The sequence below is a fragment of the Sphingobacterium psychroaquaticum genome, assembly GCF_900177625.1.
Taxonomy (GTDB): Bacteria; Bacteroidota; Bacteroidia; order Sphingobacteriales; family Sphingobacteriaceae; genus Sphingobacterium; species Sphingobacterium psychroaquaticum.
This window is the reverse complement of sequence record NZ_FXAU01000004.1, coordinates 76,091-100,275: the sequence shown is the minus strand read 5'-3', so window position 1 is coordinate 100,275 and position 24,185 is coordinate 76,091. Positions and strand designations below refer to the sequence as shown.

General features: G+C 43.4%; 15 protein-coding genes. 10 read left to right on the top strand and 5 right to left on the bottom strand.

The window, feature by feature from the left end; translation table 11 throughout:
* Positions 1 to 38 precede the first annotated feature (38 nt).
* Positions 39 to 4,553, bottom strand: a complete 4,515-nt coding sequence (gene gltB / locus B9Y69_RS11530) for a glutamate synthase large subunit (protein ID WP_085473124.1) — start codon at positions 4,551 to 4,553, stop codon at positions 39 to 41.
* Positions 4,554 to 4,831: 278 nt separating this feature from the next.
* On the opposite strand from gltB, the gene B9Y69_RS11525 reads away from it, so the two are divergent.
* Both B9Y69_RS11525 and B9Y69_RS11520 read left to right on the top strand, forming a co-directional pair.
* The gene (locus tag B9Y69_RS11525; RefSeq protein ID WP_085473123.1) at positions 4,832 to 5,929 is read left to right on the top strand and encodes a mandelate racemase/muconate lactonizing enzyme family protein; all 1,098 of its coding nucleotides are present in this window, start codon (positions 4,832 to 4,834) and stop codon (positions 5,927 to 5,929) included.
* A gap of 62 nt (positions 5,930 to 5,991) precedes the next feature.
* Entirely contained in the window at positions 5,992 to 7,002 is a 1,011-nt protein-coding gene (locus tag B9Y69_RS11520; RefSeq protein ID WP_085473122.1) for a LacI family DNA-binding transcriptional regulator, read from the top strand.
* Here the strand turns inward: B9Y69_RS11520 and B9Y69_RS11515 are convergent.
* Positions 6,980 to 8,314 (bottom strand): MFS transporter, encoded by a 1,335-nt coding sequence (locus tag B9Y69_RS11515; protein ID WP_085473121.1) that lies wholly within the window; start codon positions 8,312 to 8,314, stop codon positions 6,980 to 6,982. The two genes, B9Y69_RS11520 and B9Y69_RS11515, sit on opposite strands and share 23 nt — an antisense overlap.
* Before the next feature lie 505 nt (positions 8,315 to 8,819).
* Here B9Y69_RS11515 and B9Y69_RS11510 point away from each other — a divergent pair.
* The 6 genes from B9Y69_RS11510 (at position 8,820) to B9Y69_RS11485 (ending at position 16,887) form a co-directional block, all read left to right on the top strand.
* Positions 8,820 to 11,828, top strand: coding sequence for a SusC/RagA family TonB-linked outer membrane protein (locus B9Y69_RS11510; protein ID WP_085473120.1), 3,009 nt, complete (start codon positions 8,820 to 8,822; stop codon positions 11,826 to 11,828).
* Between the two features lie 5 nt (positions 11,829 to 11,833).
* Positions 11,834 to 13,387 carry a RagB/SusD family nutrient uptake outer membrane protein gene (locus B9Y69_RS11505; RefSeq protein WP_085473119.1) on the top strand — a complete coding sequence of 518 codons (1,554 nt, stop codon included), beginning with the start codon at positions 11,834 to 11,836 and terminating at the stop codon, positions 13,385 to 13,387.
* Positions 13,388 to 13,398: 11 nt separating this feature from the next.
* Positions 13,399 to 14,373, top strand: coding sequence for a cadherin repeat domain-containing protein (locus B9Y69_RS11500; protein WP_085473118.1), 975 nt, complete (start codon positions 13,399 to 13,401; stop codon positions 14,371 to 14,373).
* Positions 14,374 to 14,674: 301 nt separating this feature from the next.
* Entirely contained in the window at positions 14,675 to 15,655 is a 981-nt protein-coding gene (locus B9Y69_RS11495; protein ID WP_085473382.1) for a deoxyhypusine synthase family protein, read from the top strand.
* Between the two features lie 56 nt (positions 15,656 to 15,711).
* The gene (locus tag B9Y69_RS11490; protein WP_085473117.1) at positions 15,712 to 16,260 is read left to right on the top strand and encodes a hypothetical protein; all 549 of its coding nucleotides are present in this window, start codon (positions 15,712 to 15,714) and stop codon (positions 16,258 to 16,260) included.
* Positions 16,261 to 16,317: 57 nt separating this feature from the next.
* The gene (locus tag B9Y69_RS11485) at positions 16,318 to 16,887 is read left to right on the top strand and encodes a non-canonical purine NTP diphosphatase (RefSeq protein WP_085473116.1); all 570 of its coding nucleotides are present in this window, start codon (positions 16,318 to 16,320) and stop codon (positions 16,885 to 16,887) included.
* Here B9Y69_RS11485 and B9Y69_RS11480 read toward each other — a convergent pair.
* On the bottom strand, positions 16,879 to 19,200 hold the full coding sequence (locus B9Y69_RS11480; protein WP_234991213.1) for an OstA-like protein: 2,322 nt from the start codon (positions 19,198 to 19,200) through the stop codon (positions 16,879 to 16,881). The genes B9Y69_RS11485 and B9Y69_RS11480 overlap by 9 nt on opposite strands.
* A gap of 119 nt (positions 19,201 to 19,319) precedes the next feature.
* On the opposite strand from B9Y69_RS11480, the gene tilS reads away from it, so the two are divergent.
* Together tilS and B9Y69_RS11470 are read left to right on the top strand one after the other, a co-directional pair.
* Positions 19,320 to 20,651 (top strand): tRNA lysidine(34) synthetase TilS, encoded by a 1,332-nt coding sequence (tilS, locus tag B9Y69_RS11475; RefSeq protein ID WP_085473115.1) that lies wholly within the window; start codon positions 19,320 to 19,322, stop codon positions 20,649 to 20,651.
* Positions 20,652 to 20,655: 4 nt separating this feature from the next.
* Positions 20,656 to 21,150, top strand: a complete 495-nt coding sequence (locus tag B9Y69_RS11470) for a hypothetical protein (protein ID WP_085473114.1) — start codon at positions 20,656 to 20,658, stop codon at positions 21,148 to 21,150.
* Between the two features lie 75 nt (positions 21,151 to 21,225).
* Here the strand turns inward: B9Y69_RS11470 and B9Y69_RS11465 are convergent, their stop codons facing one another.
* Together B9Y69_RS11465 and B9Y69_RS11460 are read right to left on the bottom strand one after the other, a co-directional pair.
* Positions 21,226 to 22,656 carry a hypothetical protein gene (locus B9Y69_RS11465; RefSeq protein WP_085473113.1) on the bottom strand — a complete coding sequence of 477 codons (1,431 nt, stop codon included), beginning with the start codon at positions 22,654 to 22,656 and terminating at the stop codon, positions 21,226 to 21,228.
* 32 nt (positions 22,657 to 22,688) lie between these two features.
* Entirely contained in the window at positions 22,689 to 24,179 is a 1,491-nt protein-coding gene (locus tag B9Y69_RS11460) for a RagB/SusD family nutrient uptake outer membrane protein (protein WP_159451840.1), read from the bottom strand.
* Positions 24,180 to 24,185: the final 6 nt, after the last annotated feature.

Below are 24,185 nucleotides of genomic sequence, written 5' to 3'. Positions count from 1 at the left end.
CCCCGAAGGGCTCCGTGTAGCTAAATCTTGTGTCTGTACTATGCCTCCACTAATTTTCTGCGTAAAACATTCTTGTATTCACGCGGGAACACTTTAATGAATTTGTTTTTCTCCTTCGACCATTGTTGTAAAATATCATTCGCCTTCTCGCTGTTTGTAAGAAGGATATGGCGTTTCAGTAAAGCAATAATCGTGTTTTCGTCTTCTGTATCTAAAGGGTCCAGATCGACCATTTCTTGATTGCAGTTTTCGCGGAACGTTCCGTTGATGTCGTAGATCCACGCGATACCACCACTCATCCCTGCAGCAAAGTTTCGTCCTGTTGGACCAAGGATAAGTGCGCGCCCACCCGTCATATATTCACATCCGTGATCACCGATTCCCTCGACTACAGCCGTAGCTCCAGAGTTGCGGACCGCAAATCTTTCGCCGGCCATACCGTTTATAAACAGATGACCTGATGTGGCTCCATATAGGGCTACGTTTCCTATGATGATATTCTCATGTGCAGTAAGCGGACTATCTTTTGTCGGGTAGATAGCTAGTTGTGCACCAGAAAGTCCCTTTCCAACATAATCGTTCGCCTCTCCTTCTAGTTCAAATGAAAGCCCTTTTGCACCAAACGCTCCGAAAGATTGTCCGGCAGATCCTTCAAATTTGAAATTGATGGTGTTATCCGGTAAACCTTCTGCACCGTAAAGCTTAGAGATTTCATTGGACAACATCGTGCCGACTGTACGATCTGTGTTTTTTACCAAGAAAGTGCCAAATACCGGTGTTTTAGATTCTAAGGCGATTTTAGCTTGCGTTAGTAATCCCCAGTCTAAAATCATGCTTAAGCCGTGGTCTTGCTCTTGCGTATTGTACAGTGATTCGTTTGGCTCATTTCTGGCGACATGCAGTAATTTACTGAAGTCTATTTTGGATGCTTTCCAATGCTGATTGTTTTCTCTTTTCTTTAAGAATTGTGCACGGCCGACCATCTCGTTGATGGTGCGGAAGCCCAGTTCCGCCATGATTTCACGTATCTCTTCTGCAAGGAAACGGAATAAGTTTACGATGTCCTCTGGTTTTCCTGAAAATAATTTACGTAGTTCAGGATCTTGTGTCGCCACGCCAACCGGACAGGTATTCAAGTGGCATTTACGCATCATGATGCAGCCTCCAGCAACTAGAGCTGCGGTAGCAACACCCCATTCTTCCGCCCCTAACAGTGCTGCGATGACGATATCACGACCCGTCTTCATCTGCCCGTCAGCCTGTAATACTACGCGACTGCGCAATTTATTTTGCACCAGGGTTTGGTGTGCTTCGGCGAGCCCTAGCTCCCAAGGTAAACCTGCGTGCTTTATGGAGCTGATAGGAGAGGCCCCTGTACCACCGTCGTAACCTGCAATCAGGATAACATCGGCATGTGCTTTGGCTACACCCGCAGCAATTGTGCCTACCCCGGCTTTAGAAACAAGTTTTACGTTAATCCGTGCGGCACGGTTCGCATTTTTGAGGTCGAAAATCAATTGCGCTAAATCCTCAATCGAATATATATCGTGGTGTGGTGGTGGCGAGATGAGTCCGACACCAGGGGTGGCGTGACGTAATCGGGCGATGAAATCATCCACTTTGTCGCCTGGGAGCTGCCCCCCTTCACCTGGCTTTGCACCTTGTGCCATTTTTATCTGGATCTCATCCGCTTCGGTGAGGTAATGCGAGGTGACCCCAAAACGTGCCGATGCCACTTGCTTGATTGCCGAGCGCATAGAATCTCCGTTTGGTAAACGCACGAAGCGCGCATCATCTTCTCCACCTTCGCCGGTGTTGCTTTTTGCACCAATTCGGTTCATGGCAATTGCCAGCGTACTGTGCGCCTCCGTGGATATGGAACCCATCGACATGGCGCCCGTTGCAAAGCGTTTCATGATAAGCTCGACAGGTTCTACTTCATCTAAAGGAACAGCGGTACGATGCTTTGCAAAATCCAATAAGCCACGTAAGGTAAACATACGCTCTTTTTGGTTGTTAATAATCGATGCATATTTTTTGTAGGCATCGTAATCATTATCACGACATGCTTTTTGTAATAAATGCACTGTTTCTGGATTCCACAGGTGACCTTCGCCACGACGTTTCCATTGGTAAAGTCCGCCCTCAGGTAGAAGCTTTTTCTCAATACGGTTATTTCCAAAAGCACGCCAGTGTTTCGCCAGTGCTTCGGTGGCGATATCATCGAGTGTTAAGCCACCGATTCGGGAGACTGCACCGCAGAAATATCGGTCAACAACACTTGAATCAATACCTAGAACCTCAAATATTTGGGCGCCATGGTAAGACTGTAACGTCGAGATTCCCATTTTAGAGAATATTTTCAGTAAGCCAGCACAGATCGCTTTAACATAATTCTTTTTGAGATCATCCCAGGTTAAGTTTGTCTCGATTAATTCCTGTTCTTTGAGCGTACGGATTGTAGCTAAAGCCATGTATGGATTGATTGCAGTAGCGCCAAAAGCGAGTAAACACGCGAAATGGTGAACTTCCCAAACATCTCCAGCTTCCACGACTAAACCGACCGCACCCCGGTTTCCTGTTTTTATCAGGTGATGGTGTACCGCTGAAACAGCTAAGATAGAAGGGATTGCAGCATGTTGCGAGTCGATTGCGCGGTCCGATAAAATAATGACTTCGAAGCCATCGCGTACCGCATCGTCGGCATAGCGGCAAAGACGCTCTAGTCCTGCTTCTAGGGAACCGGGCTTGCCATCCGCTTTAAAATATAATTGAAGTGTTTTTGCTTGAAATATACCGGTATCAATAGACCGTAGTTTTTCTAATTCGCTGGAAGTTAGGATGGGATGTTCTAGCGTGACGCAGTGACAGAATTTTTTGTCTTCGATCAGTATATTTCCTGCATTTCCAATAAATGTTGCCAAGCTCATGACCAAGCGTTCCCGGATGGGATCTATCGGAGGGTTGGTAACCTGCGCAAAGAACTGTTTAAAGTAACTTGATAGATGTTGCGGTTGGTCCGATAGAATCGCTAAAGGTACATCGGTTCCCATAGAGCCAATCGGTTCATACCCTGTTAAAGCCATCGGTGTTAATATGGTTTCCAAATCTTCACGGGAATACCCAAAAGCTTGTTGATACCTAAAAACGGATTCTTTCTTGAGGTACGTATAGGTAACACGTGGATCTTCCAATTCATCCATGCGTATTTTATAATTGTTCAGCCACTCACCATACGGTTGTTGACGGATAAGCTCTCCTTTTACTTCTTCATCTGAACGGATGCAGCCGGCCTCCATATCGACAACGAATATTTTTCCGGGTTGTTGTCTTCCTTTTTTTATGATGGAACTTTCCGGAATCGGCAAAGCGCCAGCTTCGGATGCTACGATTACGCGATCGTCGGAAGTGACGGCGTAGCGTAATGGACGTAAACCGTTGCGGTCTAATGTCGCACCAATAGTTTTTCCGTCGGTAAAACATAATGCTGCTGGTCCATCCCACGGCTCCATCAGCGTTGCATGATATTCGTAGAATGCTTTTTTTAACGGATCCATCTGCGTGTTGCCGTCCCAAGCTTCAGGAACGAGCATCAGCATGACATGCGGTAAGCTGCGTCCACTATGGAGCAGAAGCTCCACCACATTATCTAGACATGCCGAATCCGATTGTCCACGGTCCACAACAGGAAGTAATATCTGCATTTCTTCATCCGTGAAGTAGGGCGAAGATAAGGAACGAACACCTGCGTAGAACCAGTTGAGGTTACCCGTTAAAGTATTGATCTCTCCATTGTGTGCGATATTGCGGAAAGGTTGCGCTAAGGACCACGATGGGAACGTATTTGTGGAGAAACGAGAGTGAACCAAGCCAAAAGCAGATACCACTCTTGGGTCGCGCAGATCTTCAAAATAGCTGCCGACTTGATAGGTGGTAAGCTGTCCCTTATAAATAATCGTTTTACAAGATAACGACGCGATATAGAGAGGGAGCGGGTAAGCTTGGTGTTCTTTTATTTTTTGAATAATTAGGCGTCTTAATACAAAGAGTTTTCTTTCGAAATCTTCTGTCGTTAAAACTCCTTCAGGACGGGAAACGAAGAATTGAACAATTTCAGGTTCTGCACCAAGCGCAGTAGGGCCTATCCCTTCACGGTTTACCGGAACAGGCCGGAAACCTAAGAACTTCATATTTCTTTCTTGGGTAGCTTCTACGATTGTTTCGCGACATAGTTTGTTGAGGTCGGCTTCTTTTGGTAAAAAAAGCATCCCTGTTCCGTAATAGCCTGGTTCTTCGAGTTGGATACCTAGATTGATACATTCTTCCCATAGAAATTCATGGGGCAGTTGAATCATAATTCCGGCACCATCACCACTTTCAGGATCGCATCCACAAGCTCCCCGGTGTTCCATATTCTCCAACATGGTTAAGGCGTCGCGAACGTGTTGATGCGACTTATTTCCTTTTATGTGGGCAACAAACCCCACACCACAAGCGTCATGTTCAAAGTCTGGGTTATAAAGCCCCTGCTCTGGTATTCTTTCGTTAATCATCGTCTCCTCAAAATATTAGGTTGCTAATATAGAAATTTTATTATTATAAATTTATGTTTTTGATAATAATTATTAAATATTGTTGATTATTTTTCAATCAAACTTCATTTTTTTATAGATTTTGTATTCTTGTTGGTTGATTGAGGGAATCCTGAAATATCATTCTGTCATATTTCTGTTGCGACGAATAATCGAAAGAGGTTTGGCTATAAATTTTGACTTTTCACTTATTTAAGCGAGCTTTAGCCTGTTTTAATCAGTTTATTATTTTATCTATTATGCGCATTATAAAAACCGAAATATACCGTTTTAGCATTCCCATGGAGCCCTTTGTTATTGCAACAGGTACGATGGACTATGCACAGAATACGTTCGTCCGTATCTTTACTGATACAGGTATTTATGGGGTAGGTGAATGTTCTGCCTTTCCCATGATTGTCGGGGAAACACAAGGAACCTGCTTGGTGCTTGCGCGCGATTTTGCTGCATTATGGCGGGATAAAAATCCGCTGGATATCAGTGAACGGATGGCGGAGTTGGATTTGTTTATTGCAGGAAATAGTACGATAAAATCTGCCTTTGATATGGCATTGCATGATATCGCAGCGAAGGATGCCGGGCTACCGTTGTATAAATTTTTGGGCGGTACGAAGCGCGAAATTGTTACGGATATCACGCTGGGGATTGCTTCGCCAGCGGTTATGGCGGAGAAAGCACGGGTGTTGAAAGAAGGTGGCGCGGAGGCGCTCAAAGTGAAGTTAGGGAAAGTGCCGGCGGATGATATCCAACGTATTCGGGAAATCCGGAAGGCTGTAGGCTTTGATATTCCTATTCGAATTGATGCCAATCAAGGATGGTCTTTTGAAGGGGCAGTCGAAGCACTTACTGGTTTGGAACCGTTTAAGATTCAGTTTTGTGAACAGCCTATGCGGACTTATAATGATCATTTGTTGCCGGAGCTTCGCACGCAGACCATCGTTCCGATTATGGCAGATGAATCTGTTTATTCGCATCGGGATGCGGACCGTCTATGCCGGAATGATGCCTGCGATTATATTAATATTAAGTTTTCTAAGTCGACAGGGATTGCAGAATCACTACGGATCCAAGCTATCGCTGCTGAATATGGTGTTCCATGTATGATTGGAGGGATGTTAGAATCTCGATTGGCGTTGGCTGCAAAAGTGCACTTTGCCTATGCGGCTCCGAATGTTAAGTTTTTTGATTTAGATACTTGTATGGTTGGTCATTTGGAAGATCCAATTGTGGGAGGTATCCAATATAACGGATATCGAATCTCTATCTCAGATGCGCCTGGGATTGGGGCCGATGTGGAACAAGCGTTTTTAGATACATGTGAAAAATGGACGATTTAATCGTCCATTTTTTTATATTGAAAGTTTAGAATATTCTTTACTTTCGTGTAGCTAATCATTTTATGAGTAAGATAGATATCATTAAACTAGCCAAAGCCTTAAATCTGTCCAAATCTACTGTTTCGCGTGCTTTTCGAGATAATAGCGATATTAATCCGACGACCAAAGAACGGGTTTTGAAGATGGCTAAGGAGTTAAATTACCGACCGAATCACTACGCAAGCAATTTGCGGGAGCAAAAAAGCAAGACGATTGCGGTGGTGGTGCCGGAGTTGGCCAATAATTATTTTACCCAGATTATTCAGGGCGTGGAACGCGTTGCAAAAACCAAAGGTTATCATATTTTGATTTTCGTAACGGATGATGATATCCAAAAGGAAAAGGAGTTTATTCGTAGCATTTCGAATGGGCGTGTCGATGGTGTTTTGATGTCGGTAAGTGGTGAGTCGGAGGATCATAGTTACTTAAATCGGGTGGATTTCGATTGGCTGCCTGTTGTTCTCTTCGATCGGGTGTATGATGATATTGAACTGCCAACTGTTGTGACGGATGATTACGATAGTAGTTACTTGGCGACACAACATTTGATTGCCAATGGTTGCAAGCGGATTGCTTATTTGGTGGTGAACAAGGAACAGTCGATTGGTAAGACACGGATGCAAGGTTATATGGATGCTCTGCATGATGGAGGTCTCCCGACGGATGAGTTGCTTATCGCGGATTGTTCGAATGCATATGATGAGAATGCTTTGATTTTAAAAACGTTTCTTGCGGAGCAAAATCCAGATGGGGTTTTGGCTTCCGTGGAACGTCTAGCCGTGTCGGCATATTATGTATGCCGGGATCAGGGGATCAGGATTCCGGAGGATCTTAAAATTGTTGCGTTTTCCAGCTTAGAGATTGCCGAGTTGCTAAACCCAAGCTTAAGTACCATAACGCAGCCCGCTATTCAGATTGGCGAGCACGCGGCAAATATCTTGTTGGATAAGTTGTCTGGAGTCGATTCTGGAGGACTGCAGCCACAAATTGTCTTGTCATCCGAACTTGTGGTTAGGGACTCTTCGCGCCTGTAGGTTTATCGTTGTGAAGCCATAGATTGGCCACCGTCGCACAAAGCATGAATACACCGGAAAGAGATAGTGCATAAATGGCTTGGTTATCAAATATGTGTTTCATCAGCCAGCCACCAATCAGTCCATTTACAATTTGGGGGAGCGTGATAAAACAGTTGAAAAGACCGATATATAATCCTACTTTTTTGCACGGGATGCTATTGGCTAATAGCGCGAAGGGCGTAGAAAGGACGCTGCCCCAGGAAATTCCTATTAAGACCATGGAGAAAAAAAGCAGCGTTGTAGTGGGCATGTAATAAATGGATATAAAGCCAATAGCACCAGTAAATAGGGCTACTGTATGGGTGTTGCGTTGTCCCAGATAACCATACAGTTTTGGGAGCAATAGGGCAAGGACCGTCGCGGTAAGGTTATATGTTGCGAATAGTAGTCCTGTTAAATTTGCTGCATCGGCGAATGCTGCTGACGATGTATCCCGTACCGGAAGTTTGAAAAAATGCTGGGCAACCGCAGAGGTTGTAAATACCCACATTGAAAAGAACGCAAACCAAGAAAAGAACTGCACCAAACCTAGTTTTAATAAGACCTTTGGGATGTTGGTTAAGATTGTGGTCTTAGGGGCTGAGGTTGATGATACTATAGTGGAATCCACATCTTTATTTTCAGCTGAATAATACTGCTTTTCGCGCACGGTGAACACAGTCCATAGGATGCATACCAGCAAGAGGGCGGCACCTAAATAAAAAGACCACCTTACATTTGGCGGAATTATGCCCGTCTCGGCAGTTTTAGGCACACCTAGATATTGTGATAAAAGGTAGGGCAATATAGAACCAATGATAGCGCCAATGCCGATTAAAAAAGTTTGTAGAGCATAGCCTTGTCCTTGCTGTGTTGGGGATAGTTGGTCGCGAACTAGCGCACGCATTGGATGCATACTCATGTTAAATGCAATGTCTAGGACGATCATCATCATCACGGCAAAAACCAAAGGTGAAACAAGCCACATAAATGCTGGCGCATTAGGAAGCAAAATGAGTGCGAAGATTGTGAATAAACTCCCAGCGAGGAGAAAAGGGGTGCGCCTTCCTAAGCGTGTCCATGTACGATCGCTGTAAAAACCGAGAATAGGTTGGACAATAAGGCCTGTTAATGGAGCCGCCAACCAGAAAAGAGGAAGCTGTTCGAGGTGTGCTCCTAAAGTTTGAAAAATACGTGATGCATGCCCTGCCTGAAGAGCAAAAACGGATTGGATTCCCAAAAATCCAATACTTAAATTTAGAAGTTGTGCTATTTTTTGTTTAGGTTTCATAGACCGTTCTCACGATAGAAAGCAGGGCAGCGCGTCTCGGGGCGGTGCCGCTGTTTGTGACTTAAAGATGCGAAAATAAATGAGGAATCGATTGTTTTTCGTAGGAAGAAAAGTCAAATCTACTTTTTGTGCAGTTTTTTTTTGGAGGCTGAGAACAATTTTCTATCTTTAGCTTTACAAAATGGGAACGTTCCCATTTTGTAAAGATGATCAATTATAAATCACGGCATCCAAAGCTTTTGCTATCACCGGATGTCTATCATCTTATTTTATTGGAGTGTGCGAAAGTATTTACCGATATTCCTTTTTTACAGCGTAGAAGGATGGGATAGGTGGATTGGGATGCGGGTTTTTACAATCACTTTCGGGAACGTTCCCATTAAAGCATGATTGTGCATGAATATACGATGTGTATAGGGGTGTACTAATGCGTGAAATAAAAGCATGTGCGATAGGAGGGATCGCATGATTAAATAATAAACTATAAACCAAAACAATTGATTTTATGCAAACATTTACTTTATGCCGTGGATGGGTATTAAGCCTATTCCTTACGCTATGGGGTTGCGCTTTTACGAGCCATGCGGAAGCTGGCGTTGTGCAGAGCGTGATTCTACAAGGGCGGGTGCTCGACGAACAAGGAGAACCGGTTGTGGGGGCAACCGTTGTTATCGGAGATACGAAAAAGGCGACTTCCACGGATATGGACGGAAGGTATAGTATTTCAAATCTTCCGTTGGGAAACCATACGATTACGGTGAAGATGATGGGACTTAGTAATTCAAGTCAGACTGTACGCCTGGTAGCAGGCGAAAATGTCCTCAATTTTACAATGAGTAATGGAATGGATGCTTTAGAGGAAGTGGTTGTTATCGGATATGGGGTGGCAAAGAAAAAGCAGGTTACCGGTTCGATTGCGAGCGTGACGCCCGAGGAGTTTAACAAAGGAGTTGTGGGTTCTCCGGACCAACTCTTGGCCGGTAAAGTGGCGGGGTTAACAGTAAATCGTTCTGGTGGAGATCCTACGGCAGGCGCGACAATTCAGCTGCGGGGGCCATCCTCTTTAACGGCGAGTTCCGCTCCGCTTTATGTAATTGATGGTGTTGTTGGGGCGAATATTGAACTTGTTGCACCCGATGATATTGTTTCGATGGATGTGATGAAAGATGCTTCTTCGACAGCTATTTACGGCTCTCGGGCGGCGAATGGTGTTATTTTCGTAACGACTAAGCGCGGTAAAGCCGGTGCTCCAGTTTTGTCGTATAGTGGCTATGCTGCAACGGAACGGGTGGCTAACCGGGTCAATGTTTTGAATGCAAGTGAACATAAGATGTTTGTGGAGGAGCATGGTTTGGCGGTAGCAGGAAGTGAAACAGGTTATGATACGGATTGGCAGAAAGAGATTACAAGAACGGGGTTTTCGCACAACCATAATCTTTCGATGACAGGTGGATCCGAGGGGACGCGTTACAATGCTTCGGTGAATTATTTCAATAACCAAGGTATTGTTAAGCGGAATGGCATAGAGCGTATTATTGCGCGCGCCGGTATCGATCAATCTGCTTTTGACAACCGACTGAAGCTTGCTTTTAATATGGCCAATAGCATCAATAATTCCGATCATGTAGACTATGGTATCTTTAATGGGGCAGCCCGGTATTTACCTACTTCCCCGATTATGTCGGATGGAGCAGAGTATGTTCAATATGGCGGATATTTTCAAGTACCGGGACGGACGAATTATATGAACCCAGTAGCCATGCTGAACCAAAGAGATGAAACGAGAAGTAACAATACATTGCTGGGAAATTTCAAGGCCGATCTGACCATCTTGGACGGCTTGGTGTGGTCGAATGTGCTTTCTTATCAGCGGACGCACTATGATAAGAAATATTATATGCACCGAACAGATTTTGACTCTAAAGCTTTGGGACGTGGTTATGGTGACCGGACGAATCTCAAACATATTGATAAAATTTTAGAAACCTATCTGAACTACAACCTAACACGTGGACAGCATACCGTTGACGCTATGGCGGGTTATTCCTATCAACGTACGAAGAACAATGATGGCATGTGGGCTTCTTCGGTTGGTTTTATGTCGGATGATCTGGGGTCGAATAACCTGAACCTAGGTACTTTACCGGAAGGCTATAATCCGTTTACGGATTCACCGGCCACATTGGAGTCTCTCTTGATTTCTTTTTATGGTCGTTTGGGCTATAGCTTTAATGAAAAATACCTATTGAGTGCTTCGTTACGTAAAGATGGTTCGTCTAAGTTTGGCGTAAATAATCGCTGGGCGACATTCCCTTCGGTTTCGGCCGCGTGGCGCCTGACAAAAGAGGCGTTTATGGAAAATCAAACGCTCTTCTCTGAATTGAAGATTCGTGCTGGTTATGGAGTATCCGGAAACCAGAATATCGATCCATATCGTCAGATTGTGATTTTTGGTCCACAGAATGGTCAATTTCTTTATAATGGCAAATGGATGAATGCCTACGGTGTAAACCAAAACGCGAATCCGGATCTGAAATGGGAAACAACATCGATGTTCAATGTGGGTTTAGATTTTGAACTGTGGAAAGGACGATTGGGCGGTTCTGTTGAGTATTACAATAAGGAAACAAAAGACCTATTGTACGAGTATGACGTGCCTTCTCCACCATACCAGTTTAATCGTCTTCTCGCAAATGGGGCAACGATGAGTAACAAAGGTGTTGAAATTGTCTTGAATGCTCGGGTGGTTAGTAACAGCAATTTCTCGTACAACACAACGGTTAATTTTGCACGAAATATAAATGAAGTGGGTTCATTGACTTCTAATATTGAAAATATTGGTGTCTCTCAACGTTATGAAGGAGGTATTGGATTAGAGGGGTGGACGGGACAAACGGCTGCCATCGTTTTACCGGGGCAAGCCTTGGGAACGTTTTATGTCGCGAAGTACGTTGGCTATGATGAGGTTGCCAAACGCACCATTTATCAAAAACCTTCTGGTGAGCTGGTGACGCAGGATCAAATTTCTGCGCCGGACGATTACCAGATCATGGGACATGCCTTGCCAAAATTCACGTATGGATGGAACAATAATCTGCGTTACAAAAACTGGGATCTGAATATCTTTTTCCGCGGAATGTATGGCAATCAGGTTTTCAATGCTACGCGTGCTGATCTTTCACGTCTTCAACAAGCTAACGTAACCAATATCTCTAAAGATGCGGTTAAAGAAGGTGTTTTTGAAACGCCATTGATTGCTTCTAGTCGATTTATTGAAGATGGTTCTTTCTTAAGGCTTGATAATGCTACTCTGGGTTATCGTTTTGCTGTCGCCGGGCATAAATATTTTAAACAGGCTCGAATTTATGCAACGGGTCAAAATTTATTTGTGCTGACTGATTATACGGGAGTGGATCCCGAAGTTGGTCTGGGCGGTTTAGCTCCAGGTATTGATAATCGGAATTATTACCCGAGAACACGGTCCTTTAGCTTGGGTGTGAACTTAACTTTTTAGAACAAATGAAAACGAGAACAAAATTAAATATAATGCTTTTAGCTGGTGTATTGGGGCTAGGAGTATCGTGTACAAAATTTGACGTTGATGTACATTCGGCGTATACAGAAGAAACATTTCCAAAGACACCGGATCAGTTTGTCGCGGTTACGGGACCAGTTTACACAGCGGCACGGGGATATTTTGATAATTACTTTAGCCTACAGACTGCGGGAGCAGATGAGGTTATTGTTCCTACGCGTGGAGGCGACTGGTTTGATGGTGGAAAGTGGCGTGATATGCACTATCATAGCTGGTCCCCTTCACATGAAGTGGTGCGCGATACGTGGGACTGGGGGTTTAATGCCATTGGTACCTGCAATAGAGTATTAAGTGTACTGGAAAAAGCAGAAGATTCAGCGCAGAAGAATCAAACGGTCGCTGAAATTAAAACCATGCGGGCTTGGTATTATTTCATGATGATGGATACGTATGGTAATATTCCGTTGGTGAAGACATTTGATACCGGAACGGAGTTGCCAAAAACGACTCCACGTGCGGAAGTGTATAGTTTTATTACGAGCGAGCTGGAAGAGAACCTCGCTTTGTTGAGTGAAGATAAAACGGAAGCAACATACGGAAGGCCAACAAAATGGTTTGCTCATGCGTTGCTAGCCAAAGTATATCTTAACGGGCAAGTGTATGCGCAGGCGATGGATTGGAACAAGGTGGTGGACCATGCAAATATGGTTATTGCTTCGGGCAAGTATGCGCTGGAGAATGATTTCTTGGCGCAGTTTATGCCGGATAACGGCGCTTCTTCACCAGAGCCTATTTTCTCCATTCCGTATGATGCGGCGCGGGCAACGGGGAACACCTTGTTTAATCGGGTGCTTCATTACGCACACCGACAGACTTTTGAACTAAGTGTAAACCCGTGGAACGGGTGGAGTGCGCCCCCGGCTTACTTTGATTTGTTTGAAGATTCGGACAATAGAAAACAGCAATGGCTTCACGGACAACAGTATAATTCAACAGGACAACCGTTAATCTATAATGGGATGAATATTGTTATCAATCCGTATAGTTATAATTTGTTGCCAGGTTCGGATTTTGATATTGGTGGTGCCGATGATGGTGGTCGTTTGGCTGGTGCACGTTGTATTAAATACTATCCCGATAAAAACCAAATCAGCAATAATGCAGGAAATGATGTGGTGGTTTTTCGTTTGGCAGATGTGCTCTTGATGAAGGCAGAGGCGATCTTGCGTGGAGCGACGAATGGTTCATTAACCGAGGCAGTAACGGCTGCAAATCAGGTGCGTCAACGGGCGTTTCCTGTAAACCCTGAAAAACATTTTACGGCAGGCAGTTTGACGCTGGATGCGATCTATAAGGAACGGGGACTGGAGTTTACCTTCGAGCTGACGCGTCGTACGGATATGATCCGCTTTGGAAAATGGGAGGATGCACTGCTGTTTAAACCAGCAAATGCAGGTGAAAGTCATAAACGCTTATTCCCGGTGCCAGCAAGAGCGATGACAAATAATGGGAATTTAACGCAAAATCCTGGCTATTAGAATTTACAAAGATGAAACGGACAAAACAATTTGTTGTAATAACCGCTATGGCGGTTTTAATAGGCGGCTTTTTTACGGGATGTAAAAAGGTGGAGCATGGTATCGATGATGCTATTGTTTCAATCAATGAAACTACGGCAGCGACGATTCAAGTTGGGAAGGCATTAAAGGTTGGCTTTATTGCGAATAATATAAGTTCTTTTGAGTTTAGTATCGTCAAGGGCAGCGAGGTGTTGTTGTCCGAGACAGTCGCCATCGAGAAAGGGGCACATATTGTGTCGAAGTCTTTTGATATTCCGTTGGACGAAAGCTGGGTTGGTGAGGCTTCCTTAATGGTGAGGTATGCTGCTGCTGGCGGCACGATCGAGAAGACGAAACCTATCGTCTTTTCGGAGAGTAATCCGGTGATGTATGTCGTGGGCGGTGCTATTGGTGCGGGTTGGGAGCCTACGCTTTCTGTGCCGATGGCCCTATATGACGAAGAGAGTAAAACGAAGTTTGAAACCTATGAGTACGTGACGGTTGCAGGAGATGGCTTTAAGTTCTTACCGACAAATGTGAATTGGGACAATGCCTATGGGAAAGGAGCGACGGACGGCACGCTATTGCAGGATGAAAAAGCAGGGAACATTACGGTGTTGAAGGATGGTTTTTATCGCCTGCGGATGGATGCTGAGGCATTGACCTATGAACTGTTGCCTTTGACCTGGGGGATTGTGGGGAGCGCAACGGCGGGTGGCTGGGATAAAGATACGGAGATGTCTTTTGCCGGCGCTAAAGGAACTTATACATGGAAACTTACCACAGATCTAGTCGTTGGGGAGCTTAAGTTTAGGGCAAACAACGACTGGGGCATGAATCTGGGGGGTACATCGTCGGCTTTGGTGCTGGATGGCGATAACCTAAAGATCTATGCGGCAGGTACCTACGATATCGAACTACATCTGAAGCCAGGAGCTTTTACGGCAACCTTGACGAAGAAATAAAAGAATAATAAGTGGGTCGTAAGAAGAGGGGTAAAGGACGAATTTCGGCTTTTGCCTCTCTTTTTTACTTTGGTTCATTTTTTGAGGACTACCGTATATATAAAACCCTGTAAAATTAGTGTATGAAAATTTTAGCTTGGTCTATCGGCACACAGGAACTTTTCATTCTTTTTGTCCTCCTTGTATTGTTGATTTTTTTCTGGATGATCTTTCATAAGCTGTTGCGGAGGAAATAGAGTTTTTCATCCGGCTTCTCGATTCGTTTGCTTACCTTTGTGCTTGTATCTGAAAATTAATGATTATGAGTACACAAAAAGGTCCTATTTCTCAATTTATAGAGAAAAACTACCTGCATTTCAATGCTGCTGCTTTAGTTGATGCAGCTAAAGGGTATGAGACACACCTCCTAGAAGGTGGTAAGATGCTAGTTTCATTAGGTGGTGCGATGAGTACTGCGGAACTAGGTATTTCGTTGGCCGAAATGATTCGTCAAGATAAAGTTCATTTTATCTCTTGTACAGGAGCAAACTTGGAAGAAGATGTCATGAATTTAGTGGCGCACTCGCACTATAAACGTGTTCCTAACTACCGTGATTTAACGCCGGAGCAAGAACGTGAATTGCTGGATCAACACTATAATCGTGTAACGGATACATGTATCCCTGAAGAGGAAGCATTCCGTCGTTTACAAAAACACTTAGAGGATGTATGGCATGCTGCGGAAGCTAAAGGTGAGCGTTACTTACCACATGAGTACTTATACCAAGTGGTAAACTCTGGTGTATTGGAGCAATACTATGAAATTGATCCAAAGAACTCTTGGATTATTGCAGCGGCTGAGAAAAATTTACCTATCGTATGTCCAGGATGGGAAGATTCAACGACAGGAAATATCTTCGCTTCCAATGTGATTAAAGGTAAGTTGAAAGCGAGCACCGTAAAATCGGGTATCGAATACATGATCTATTTGACAGAGTGGTACCGTGAGAACTCTTCTGGAAAAGGCGTTGGTTTCTTCCAAATTGGAGGTGGTATTTCTGGTGACTTCCCAATTTGTGTTGTGCCAATGATGTATCAGGATTTAGAATGGGAAGATGTTCCTTTCTGGGCATATTTCTGTCAGATTTCTGATTCCACTACTTCGTATGGATCGTATTCTGGGGCTGTTCCAAATGAAAAAATCACTTGGGGTAAACTAGATATTGATACGCCTAAATATGTTATTGAATCCGATGCTACTATCGTAGCTCCGTTGGTTTTTGCATACCTTTTAGGACAATAATACTGTAGATTGTGTCACACACAAAAGGTGTGTGACACCTTTTTTTTCGTCACCTTATGAGCAACCTGTTAACCCATAATCCTGCTGCACTTCAGGCCTTAATGTCGGAGACATTATTTGGTCATGGAGAAGTTGGTGATTTTGCTGTTTCTACGGAAAATATTGTGGTCGATTCATCACCGGAAAATACGCCTGCTCCAGTGGATACAAAAGAAACTTTCATCTTTCAAGGTGATAAATCTACCGGTGTTTTATTTATCCTCCGTTATCCGGAGTATCCCTACTTCTCGCCACAGGCGGAAGAAGCTTTTGTGAAGACGATAGGGGCGCTTCAGTTAACAGCAGAAAATGTTGCTGTTGTCAACTTAGCAAATCCACACAATCCAAATGATTTCAAGCAGATTATGACGTTTTTTTCTCCGAAGAAGATTACGTTGTTAGGTGTAGAGCCTGCATCTTTGAAATTACCAGCTATCGCACACAATTCTTACATGAAAGGTAAGGTGGCTACTGTCTTCAACACCTTTAGCTTTGAGGAGATGTTTGCCGATATCCAAAAGAAAAAGCTCTTTTGGAATGAATTCAAGACCTTTATTGGCTCTTAAATCATAACTAACGACCACGACTATTAACTTACCCATACCAAAGAATAACGACTTGCTATGTTAGAATTAGTATTTGCAACGAATAACGCCCACAAATTAGAAGAAGTTCAAGCCATTATTGGGAACAAGTTTGTTATACGCTCGTTGGCGGATATCGACTGTCATGATGATATTCCCGAAACGGGCGTGACCTTTGAAGAAAATGCGCAACAAAAGACAGATTACTTAGTTAATAAGTATGGTCTTTACTGCTTTGGTGATGATTCGGGTTTAGAGGTTGATGCGTTAGGTGGAGAGCCAGGGGTTTATTCAGCACGTTACTCGGGATCCCGTGATATGGAGACGAATATCGATCTGCTATTAGAAAAATTAGGAGATAACACCAACCGTACCGCGCGATTTCGTACTGTAATCTCGCTCTATTTTAATGAGCAACAACATTTTTTTGAAGGTACGATTGAGGGCGATATCATCCGTGAGCGTCGCGGCGTAAAGGGCTTCGGGTACGATCCAATCTTTATTCCCAAAGGATATACCCAAACTTTTGCAGAGATGAGTGCTGAAGAAAAAAATGCAATCAGTCATCGTGCGATTGCAGTCGGAAAGCTTGCCGATTTCCTAAAGTAAAAGTAGATCTTTTTCTACTTCTTCCTGTACTGTTTCTTTTATTTCCTCCGTGCTCGATGAATGCACTTTTGGAGTGCCTTCTTTTACAGCATTCTCTTTATCTGCCGGAGCGGGTACATCAGTAGGATTTGCTTCTGTACCACTCGGTACCCCTTCTTTGTTGATTTCACGCTTGCGATTCATCATGTCCTCTTTGGACGTTGGTCGATCCTGCGGTCGCCAGATAAAACCAGGAAGAACCTCATTTTCTTGGGTGACAAGTTTAAACGGGTATACCTTCTGATCCACCTTGCGGATGGTAATATAATCGATAATCTTTTTGTCTTCCATTTTGATCTTAATACGCGCGCCTCGGTCATGAAACATTTCCGTAATGGTATTCGTTTTATCGTTGGTTGAAAAGACGAGATTTTCTGCATTCCCATCCACATAAAGACGATCAATGCTGTTGTTCGTAAAGAAGGCTGTAATCTTTCGCCCCTTTAGTTGATTAAACTTTACACTATCCAATACGGCATTTACCATAAATGCGTTCCCCAGGAGTAATGCATTGTCCAGTTTTTGATTTACCGCTTGCATGTAGATGGTGTCTCCCGAGATTTGCGATCCCTGTGCCCAAATCATTGGTTTTCCCATAAAGCGAAACATAGAGTCTGCCATTCCGTAGTAGGCTGAATCTGCTACTGCTTGCAGGTCGGACTTAAATAAACGAACGTTATGATAGGCTTTGATAATACGGGTTTTTGCCGTGTCGAGGTAAGCGCTATCACGAACAGGAGGGATGGCAGTTGTCTCCGCTGTATTGGCGATGGTAAGCGCCTTATTCATGAGGGTGTCTGCCTGTCCAATAGTGGGCACGACTGCTTTTTGGCGTAATAAGGAATCTTGTTTAATTGTTGCACCAATATCTAAGGGTGTATCATCCTTTTTGATTGGCGTAATTGTTTTTTTCGCGGCCGTTGCCTTTTTTGTTGTTTGTGCTTCATTATCAATTAACGGCGCGATAACTTTTGGAAGTTCCAGACTATCGACAGTCAATGAATCCGAAAGACTTGCCTTTTCACCCTCACTCAATTCATCCTCATCATCGCCATAATCTACATCTTTATCGATTTCGAGCTCACCGCCATTTCGATCCAGATTAAAATTCAGGGCTTTATAGTCTCGCAGGAAGATGAGTTTCGAAAATAACGTGTCCGCTGTGGTATAAACAGAATCCATTTCTACTTTCTTTTCAGGCGCGATCGCTATGAGTTCCGGTTCATCTGGTTCTTTGGCCTTTAGCTTATCTCTTGTGGCAATCTTTTCGCTATCATCTTTATCGTTCTTCTTTTTTGCTAGTTCTTTGTCTCGTTCCTTTTCTTTGTCTTTACTGTTTTTCTTATCTTCTTTCGATAATTTAACAGCCGTGCTGTCCGTTTTTGTTTGCTCCGTCGAATCTTTCTTAACAACGGTGATGACGAGCGGTTTATCCGTTAAAGTAATGGAACCATCCGCCTGATTGTATAATCCGTATCCTCCAGAGCCTATAAATTTATCAACTGTATCCACAAAAACAACATTCCGGTATGCTTTACCAATCCCTGTCGCACGCTCGTAATAGAGACTATCTCCTTTTAAAAAGCGGGATCCCTCGGTGTATAGATTGTTTTTGGAGAAACGTGCAACACCAGTGCCGGTGTTATAATCGCCCTTTTCGGTATATAGATTTTCCGCTTTATTTCCTTTGATATTGGTTGGACCAAAGAAATACGTCATGCGTTCATTGGAATTATAGCGCATCGTGTCGGTGTAAATTTTGACATCCGGCGTACGTACGATAACCTTATTTCTAAAATAGGCATCTTGCGTATTTTCAAAATAATAAGCATTGCGCGAGGTTATTGTATCGCCACGACTGATAATACGGCCTCCGCCGGTATAGGTTCCAATGCGGTCCCGCATTTTGTATACTAAGTGGTTGGTGGTGAGCACCGAATTAGGGCTTACCATGCGCACGTTATTGGTCAGGGTTGCCACTTGTGGAGCGGCATCGTAATGCAGCTTATCGGCATGGATAGTGGTGCCGTTGGTTTGTATGATGACCACATTTCCAAAGGCCTCAAAAAACTGGCGACCAATAGCGTCTTGGTAGATGATGCCACTATCTGCCATCAGTGTATTCCCCTTGTGCTGATATACAGGTGTAATACTACTAATCCCTTTCTGCTCGATAATGGTACTGTATAGCGATGATACAAGGCGGAGCTCATCCTGAGCAAGCAAGCTGTTCAGGAAGAACACACTTAAAATGAGGGTTAGATAGTACTTCACGGAGACAAAAATAATTAAATATATTGTTAAAAAATGCAAAGTTGTGAAGATGTTAAGACGTGAATTTACGAAGGTGTAAAGCCGTGAAGTTGTATTCCCGATTTTCGTTACCTTTGGTCATGGAATTGCTACAGCGGTTTAATGCTTTTTTGACGGAGACTGTTCACATAGAGGAGGGGGATAAGGTCGTGTTGGCCGTGAGTGGTGGACGAGATTCTATGTTGATGGCGCATTTGTTTGTGACTGCGGGTTACGATTGTGTGATTGCCCATTGTAATTTTCAATTGCGCGATGCAGAGGCGGACGCGGATGAAGCGCTTGTGCAAGACTATGCAGCGGCGAACAACATACCTTTTTATACCAACCGATTTGATACCATTGGCTATGCCGAAGCGGAGGGGATATCCATACAAATGGCCGCTCGGGACTTGCGGTATGCATGGTTTGAAAGTCTTCGACAGGAAGTCGGTGCAAAATGGATTGCTGTAGCGCAGCATCTGAACGATCATATCGAAACGGTATTATTGAATTTGACACGAGGCACAGGGCTGTTGGGATTGCAAGGTATTTTGTCGAAAAGAGGGACCATTATTAGGCCGATTTTGTTTTTAACAGCTTCAGAAGTTCTCGATGCTGTACAACGCTTGCAGCTTTCGTATCGAGATGATCAGTCTAATTTTTCAACCAAGTATGCGCGTAATAAAATCCGGTTAGAGATTGTGCCTAAATTCAAGGATATTGCTCCTGATTTTGAGCAAACGATGCAGCAAAATATTCTACATTTTCAAGAAACAAATGCTTTATTGCAGTCCTTTATCACACCTATTCGAGAGCGACTGTTTATCCATCGTTCTGGTGAAGTGGTATATGTGAAAAAAGAGGAGATAGAACCGCATACGAATAATCTTCCTTTATTGTTTGAGTTGTTTCGTCCCTGGGGTTTTACGAAGGAGGTGATTGGTGATTTGCTACGGGTGTTTCAAGGCGAGCCAGGACGTGTTTTTTATTCAGACGCCTATGCGTTACTGCTGGATCGGGATTATCTCATATTGAGGCCTTTGGATGCCAAAACGGAGGTGACATCGATACCGATTAATAGAGGCGATACTGTTTTCTCTTTTGGCAGGAAGAATTTTACCATATCCTATGAAGAGAAGGGAGAAGTTTGTCGGGAACATGGGATTGCGCAAATTGATGCGGATTTGCTCATTTTCCCCTTGCATATGCGGTACTGGCGCGAAGGTGATTATTTTGTGCCTTTAGGGATGTCGGGAAGGAAGAAGTTGAGTGATTTTTTCATACAAGAGAAGCTTAATCTTTTTGAGAAAAAGGAAGTACTGTTGTTGGTGAATGGGAACGACGAAATTATTTGGTTAGTAAACTATCGGTTGGATAATCGGTATAAAATGACAGGAAGTACAAAAAAAGTGTTTACTTTAGTTTGCAAATAGTATTATGGGAACACAATATCTTTTTCAAGAGAAACAATATTTGGGACGCGACGCTACTTGGATTAGTGTGCGTATGATCTTGGCTTTATTTTGTTTCGTTGCATATTATCTCAATTTAGAGGATTTACCTTCACGCCAGCTGTTCTTTATTGTTGGCGTTGGGGTCATTATCGTGTCGATCATTATGATCTACATGGTGCACTATAAAACGGTGGTAGATGGAAAGTATTTAATCTTAAGTGGGCTCTGGTCTTCCAAATTAGTGAAGATCGATTTGTATAATATTGCCAAGGTAGAACTGAAACCTTACAGCACTTTTGTTTTTAATAATCCGGTCTATAATCTGCATAAGAACGGTAAAATTCGTTTCTATTCGGGCGGTAAAGATGCGGTTTACCTAACCGACAAAGAAGGCTTGACTTATATTATTGGGTCACATAAGGCCGAAGGGCTTGCTCAAGCAATCATGACGGCCAAGAAGAATTTGAAATCTTCTTAGTTCCGCTCCCCTTGTGGAGCCAACAGGCCTTATGTTGGTTCAGACGACGTATGAAACAGCATTCGTTTTACCTTTTTACGGGGTTATTGCTGTTTGGTTTCTCCAAGCTTGTCGGGCTTCGGCATGATTTAAGGTCCATTCGATTCGTTGCGCTTGATCTTGCGTAATGGTGCTACTAAACGAGTTTTTCTCCCCTACATTTTGAGAATTGTAGGTGATCCATGGAAATGCGGGGCTTCCCGTCTTACCATCTAGGGCTATTTTTGCCGTGTATTTCTTACGCGTGCTTCCGAAATCTAGGCGTTCTATCCCACCGTTTGCCGTACTGGCATAGTAGGGATTGAATGTTGGTGTATCTTCACAGTAATCGTCCACCCATTTTCCATTATTAAGTTGAGTAGAATTTCCGTTCGCAGGCCGATTCGGGATTACACCCAGAAATGCCGCGAGTTGTCCAACGAAGTCATGCTTCAATTGTGAAAAACCGGTGCGTACGAAAACTAAACCGACATGATCTACGTAGTCTGGTTTTTTCTTCCAGTTTGCTAATTGGGACGCATTTAGTGACTGCACCGGTAGGAAGTCTGGTAGCGGTAGTTTTTGTGAATTATAAGTGCCTTCCCTAAAGGTAAACGGTAAAGCTCTTCGATATAGATCTATTTCTGCCAGGCTGTACCACTTGCTGTTGTTTATAATCCAAACGTTTAAATACTTATCATAATCCCAATAGAGCGATGGACTATTCAGAATATACTCCGTACTTAAATTTAAGTTCTGTTGGTCCGTGAGATAGGTCCGGTTTATTCCGGCTTCTTTCAGTAACTTTCCGTTGGGATCTTTTAGGGCTGCAACAAATTCAATATGGGCGTTGGCGCCATTGGAAGCCTTGTTGTTCTGTTTGCTGAAGATAGCGTTGTATTGATTAAGAACGTAATAAATAGCATCCGCGTTTAATTCTTGGGATTGGTTTTTTGATTGTTCTGTATCAATTACATGAAAGATTATTGGATAGCGTTTCAAGGCAGGGGTAGGTCGTGCCGATCTGATGGATACTTCATAAAAGTACGGGTCACTTACAGGTGAAATTGGGGTTCCTTGTAAGGGATTTTCAGCCTGTTCGAGTAAAACGGGTTTTGACGAGCGTAAGCCATCTACTTCGGCATAAAATTCCATTTTTTCCGCCGAGATCGATGTGCTAGTAAAATTGGCAGGATATTCTTTGCCGGACTTATCATAAAATTTAATAATATGGTGTTTCCACCTTTCTTGTGGAATCTCTTTATAGATAAGCTGCTGCTTGCCGTTTACAGCAGTGTATGAGCCTGCGGTCGTGTATAATTTCACCTCCAATCCGATCTCTGAAACCCCGTCAGCAATAAAATAATTGCTGTTAGATTGGCAAACGACTTTATCTATTTTATAATCTAGGTCCAATAGCGACTCACGGTCGGCTTTGCAAGAGAATAGCAGGGAAAATAGGAATAGGTATATATATTTATTGTTCATTGTTTTTGAGTTGTAGTGCGAAACGTTGATTGTTAATAATTGGTCGCATCCGACCATCCCGGATTTACGACGATGGTCGGATTTGCTTTTATTTCATCATCGGGAATTGGAAATTGGTATCGCCAATCGTCATTGGTGAGCGTTGCATGGAAGTTTTGTGCACTTCTTTTGTTTGCGATATGAAAACGTTTCATATCGAGCCACAGAATATCGCTTTCACCAATAAACTCACGTTTTCGTTCCAGATACACTTCGTGTTGGATATCTTTTGCCGTGTTGGGCAAAGATAGGGACGTGCCTTCCTTATACCGGAGGCTGCGCCATGTTTGCAGCTGCTCTTGTGCGGTGGTTATATCGCCCGCCATAGCGGAGGCTTCAGTCCAAATAAGCCATTGTTCAGCAAGGCGAAGAGGAAATGCCTGAGGCTGATAAATATATCCAGATATTTTTCGAGAAGGGTTAATATCGCTTTGTAAGATTGTTTCGGAAGGGGCATTGTATTTTGTGGGGAGTAAAAACCAATTTGTCTTCCGCAGATCACCATCCTTGTATAGTTCTTTCCATACATCCAGGTCATACGTCCATTTGGTATTTAATACATTGTCGATCCGATTTGCTATAAAATACAGCGTTTCTGGATAGATGCCGGTGACAGTTTCCGTAAGGGAACCATAAAATACGGTCGTTTTGAGTTTTTCGACGGTGTAAGGAAGTGTCGGCGCGCCTCCTGCACCTGTATTGTGTATGGCTTGTTTAGCATAGCTAGCGGCCTTCTGCCAATCCTCAGAATTATTTGTTGAACTAGCCTTCCAAAGGTAGAATTGTGCCGATATCCGTAAGAACCAGTCTTTGTTGAACATGATATTATAGTCTGCCTTTGGTTGGTAGGTGCCTAATAATTTTTCTGCTTCTGCGAGATCACTTATAATTTGATTATAAGCCATGGCTTGTGGCTGTCTTTGAAGGTTTGCATGCGCCAAATCCTGATAGATATCGGTATGAATTACAATACCCAAATTGGGGTCATTTAACGGCGCATAATATTGTAGCAGTTTAAAGAAGTAATATGCTCGTTGTATATAGGCTTCGCCTAGTAGCTGTGCGCGCAATTCCGCTGTTCCGCTTGCTGTCTTCGCTTCTGCAATAACAAGGTTCATTAATCCGATAAGATCGTAATATCGGCGCCAATCATTGCGGAGTACTGCGCGGTCGAGAATTCTTTTTTCGGTTGCGGTTAGTCTAGTCGATCTATTATTCCATTCCTGAAAATTCCAGACATCGGCATATGCTGTAAATGTATTTTCGAAGGAGAATTGTAAAGGAATCCAAGGTGGGGGAGCATCGATGGAGGAACTTGTAAACTGACCATTACTTTTGAAGTTATATAACCAAGCGCCAAGAATACTTTTAACGGCCGTTAATTCCGTTGTAAACTTGGCACCAATAGGTTCGATCTCCAAGAATTTCTTACAAGAAATGAAGGTTAATGCGGTTAACAGCAGTATGATGCGTGCTTTTTTCATGATCAT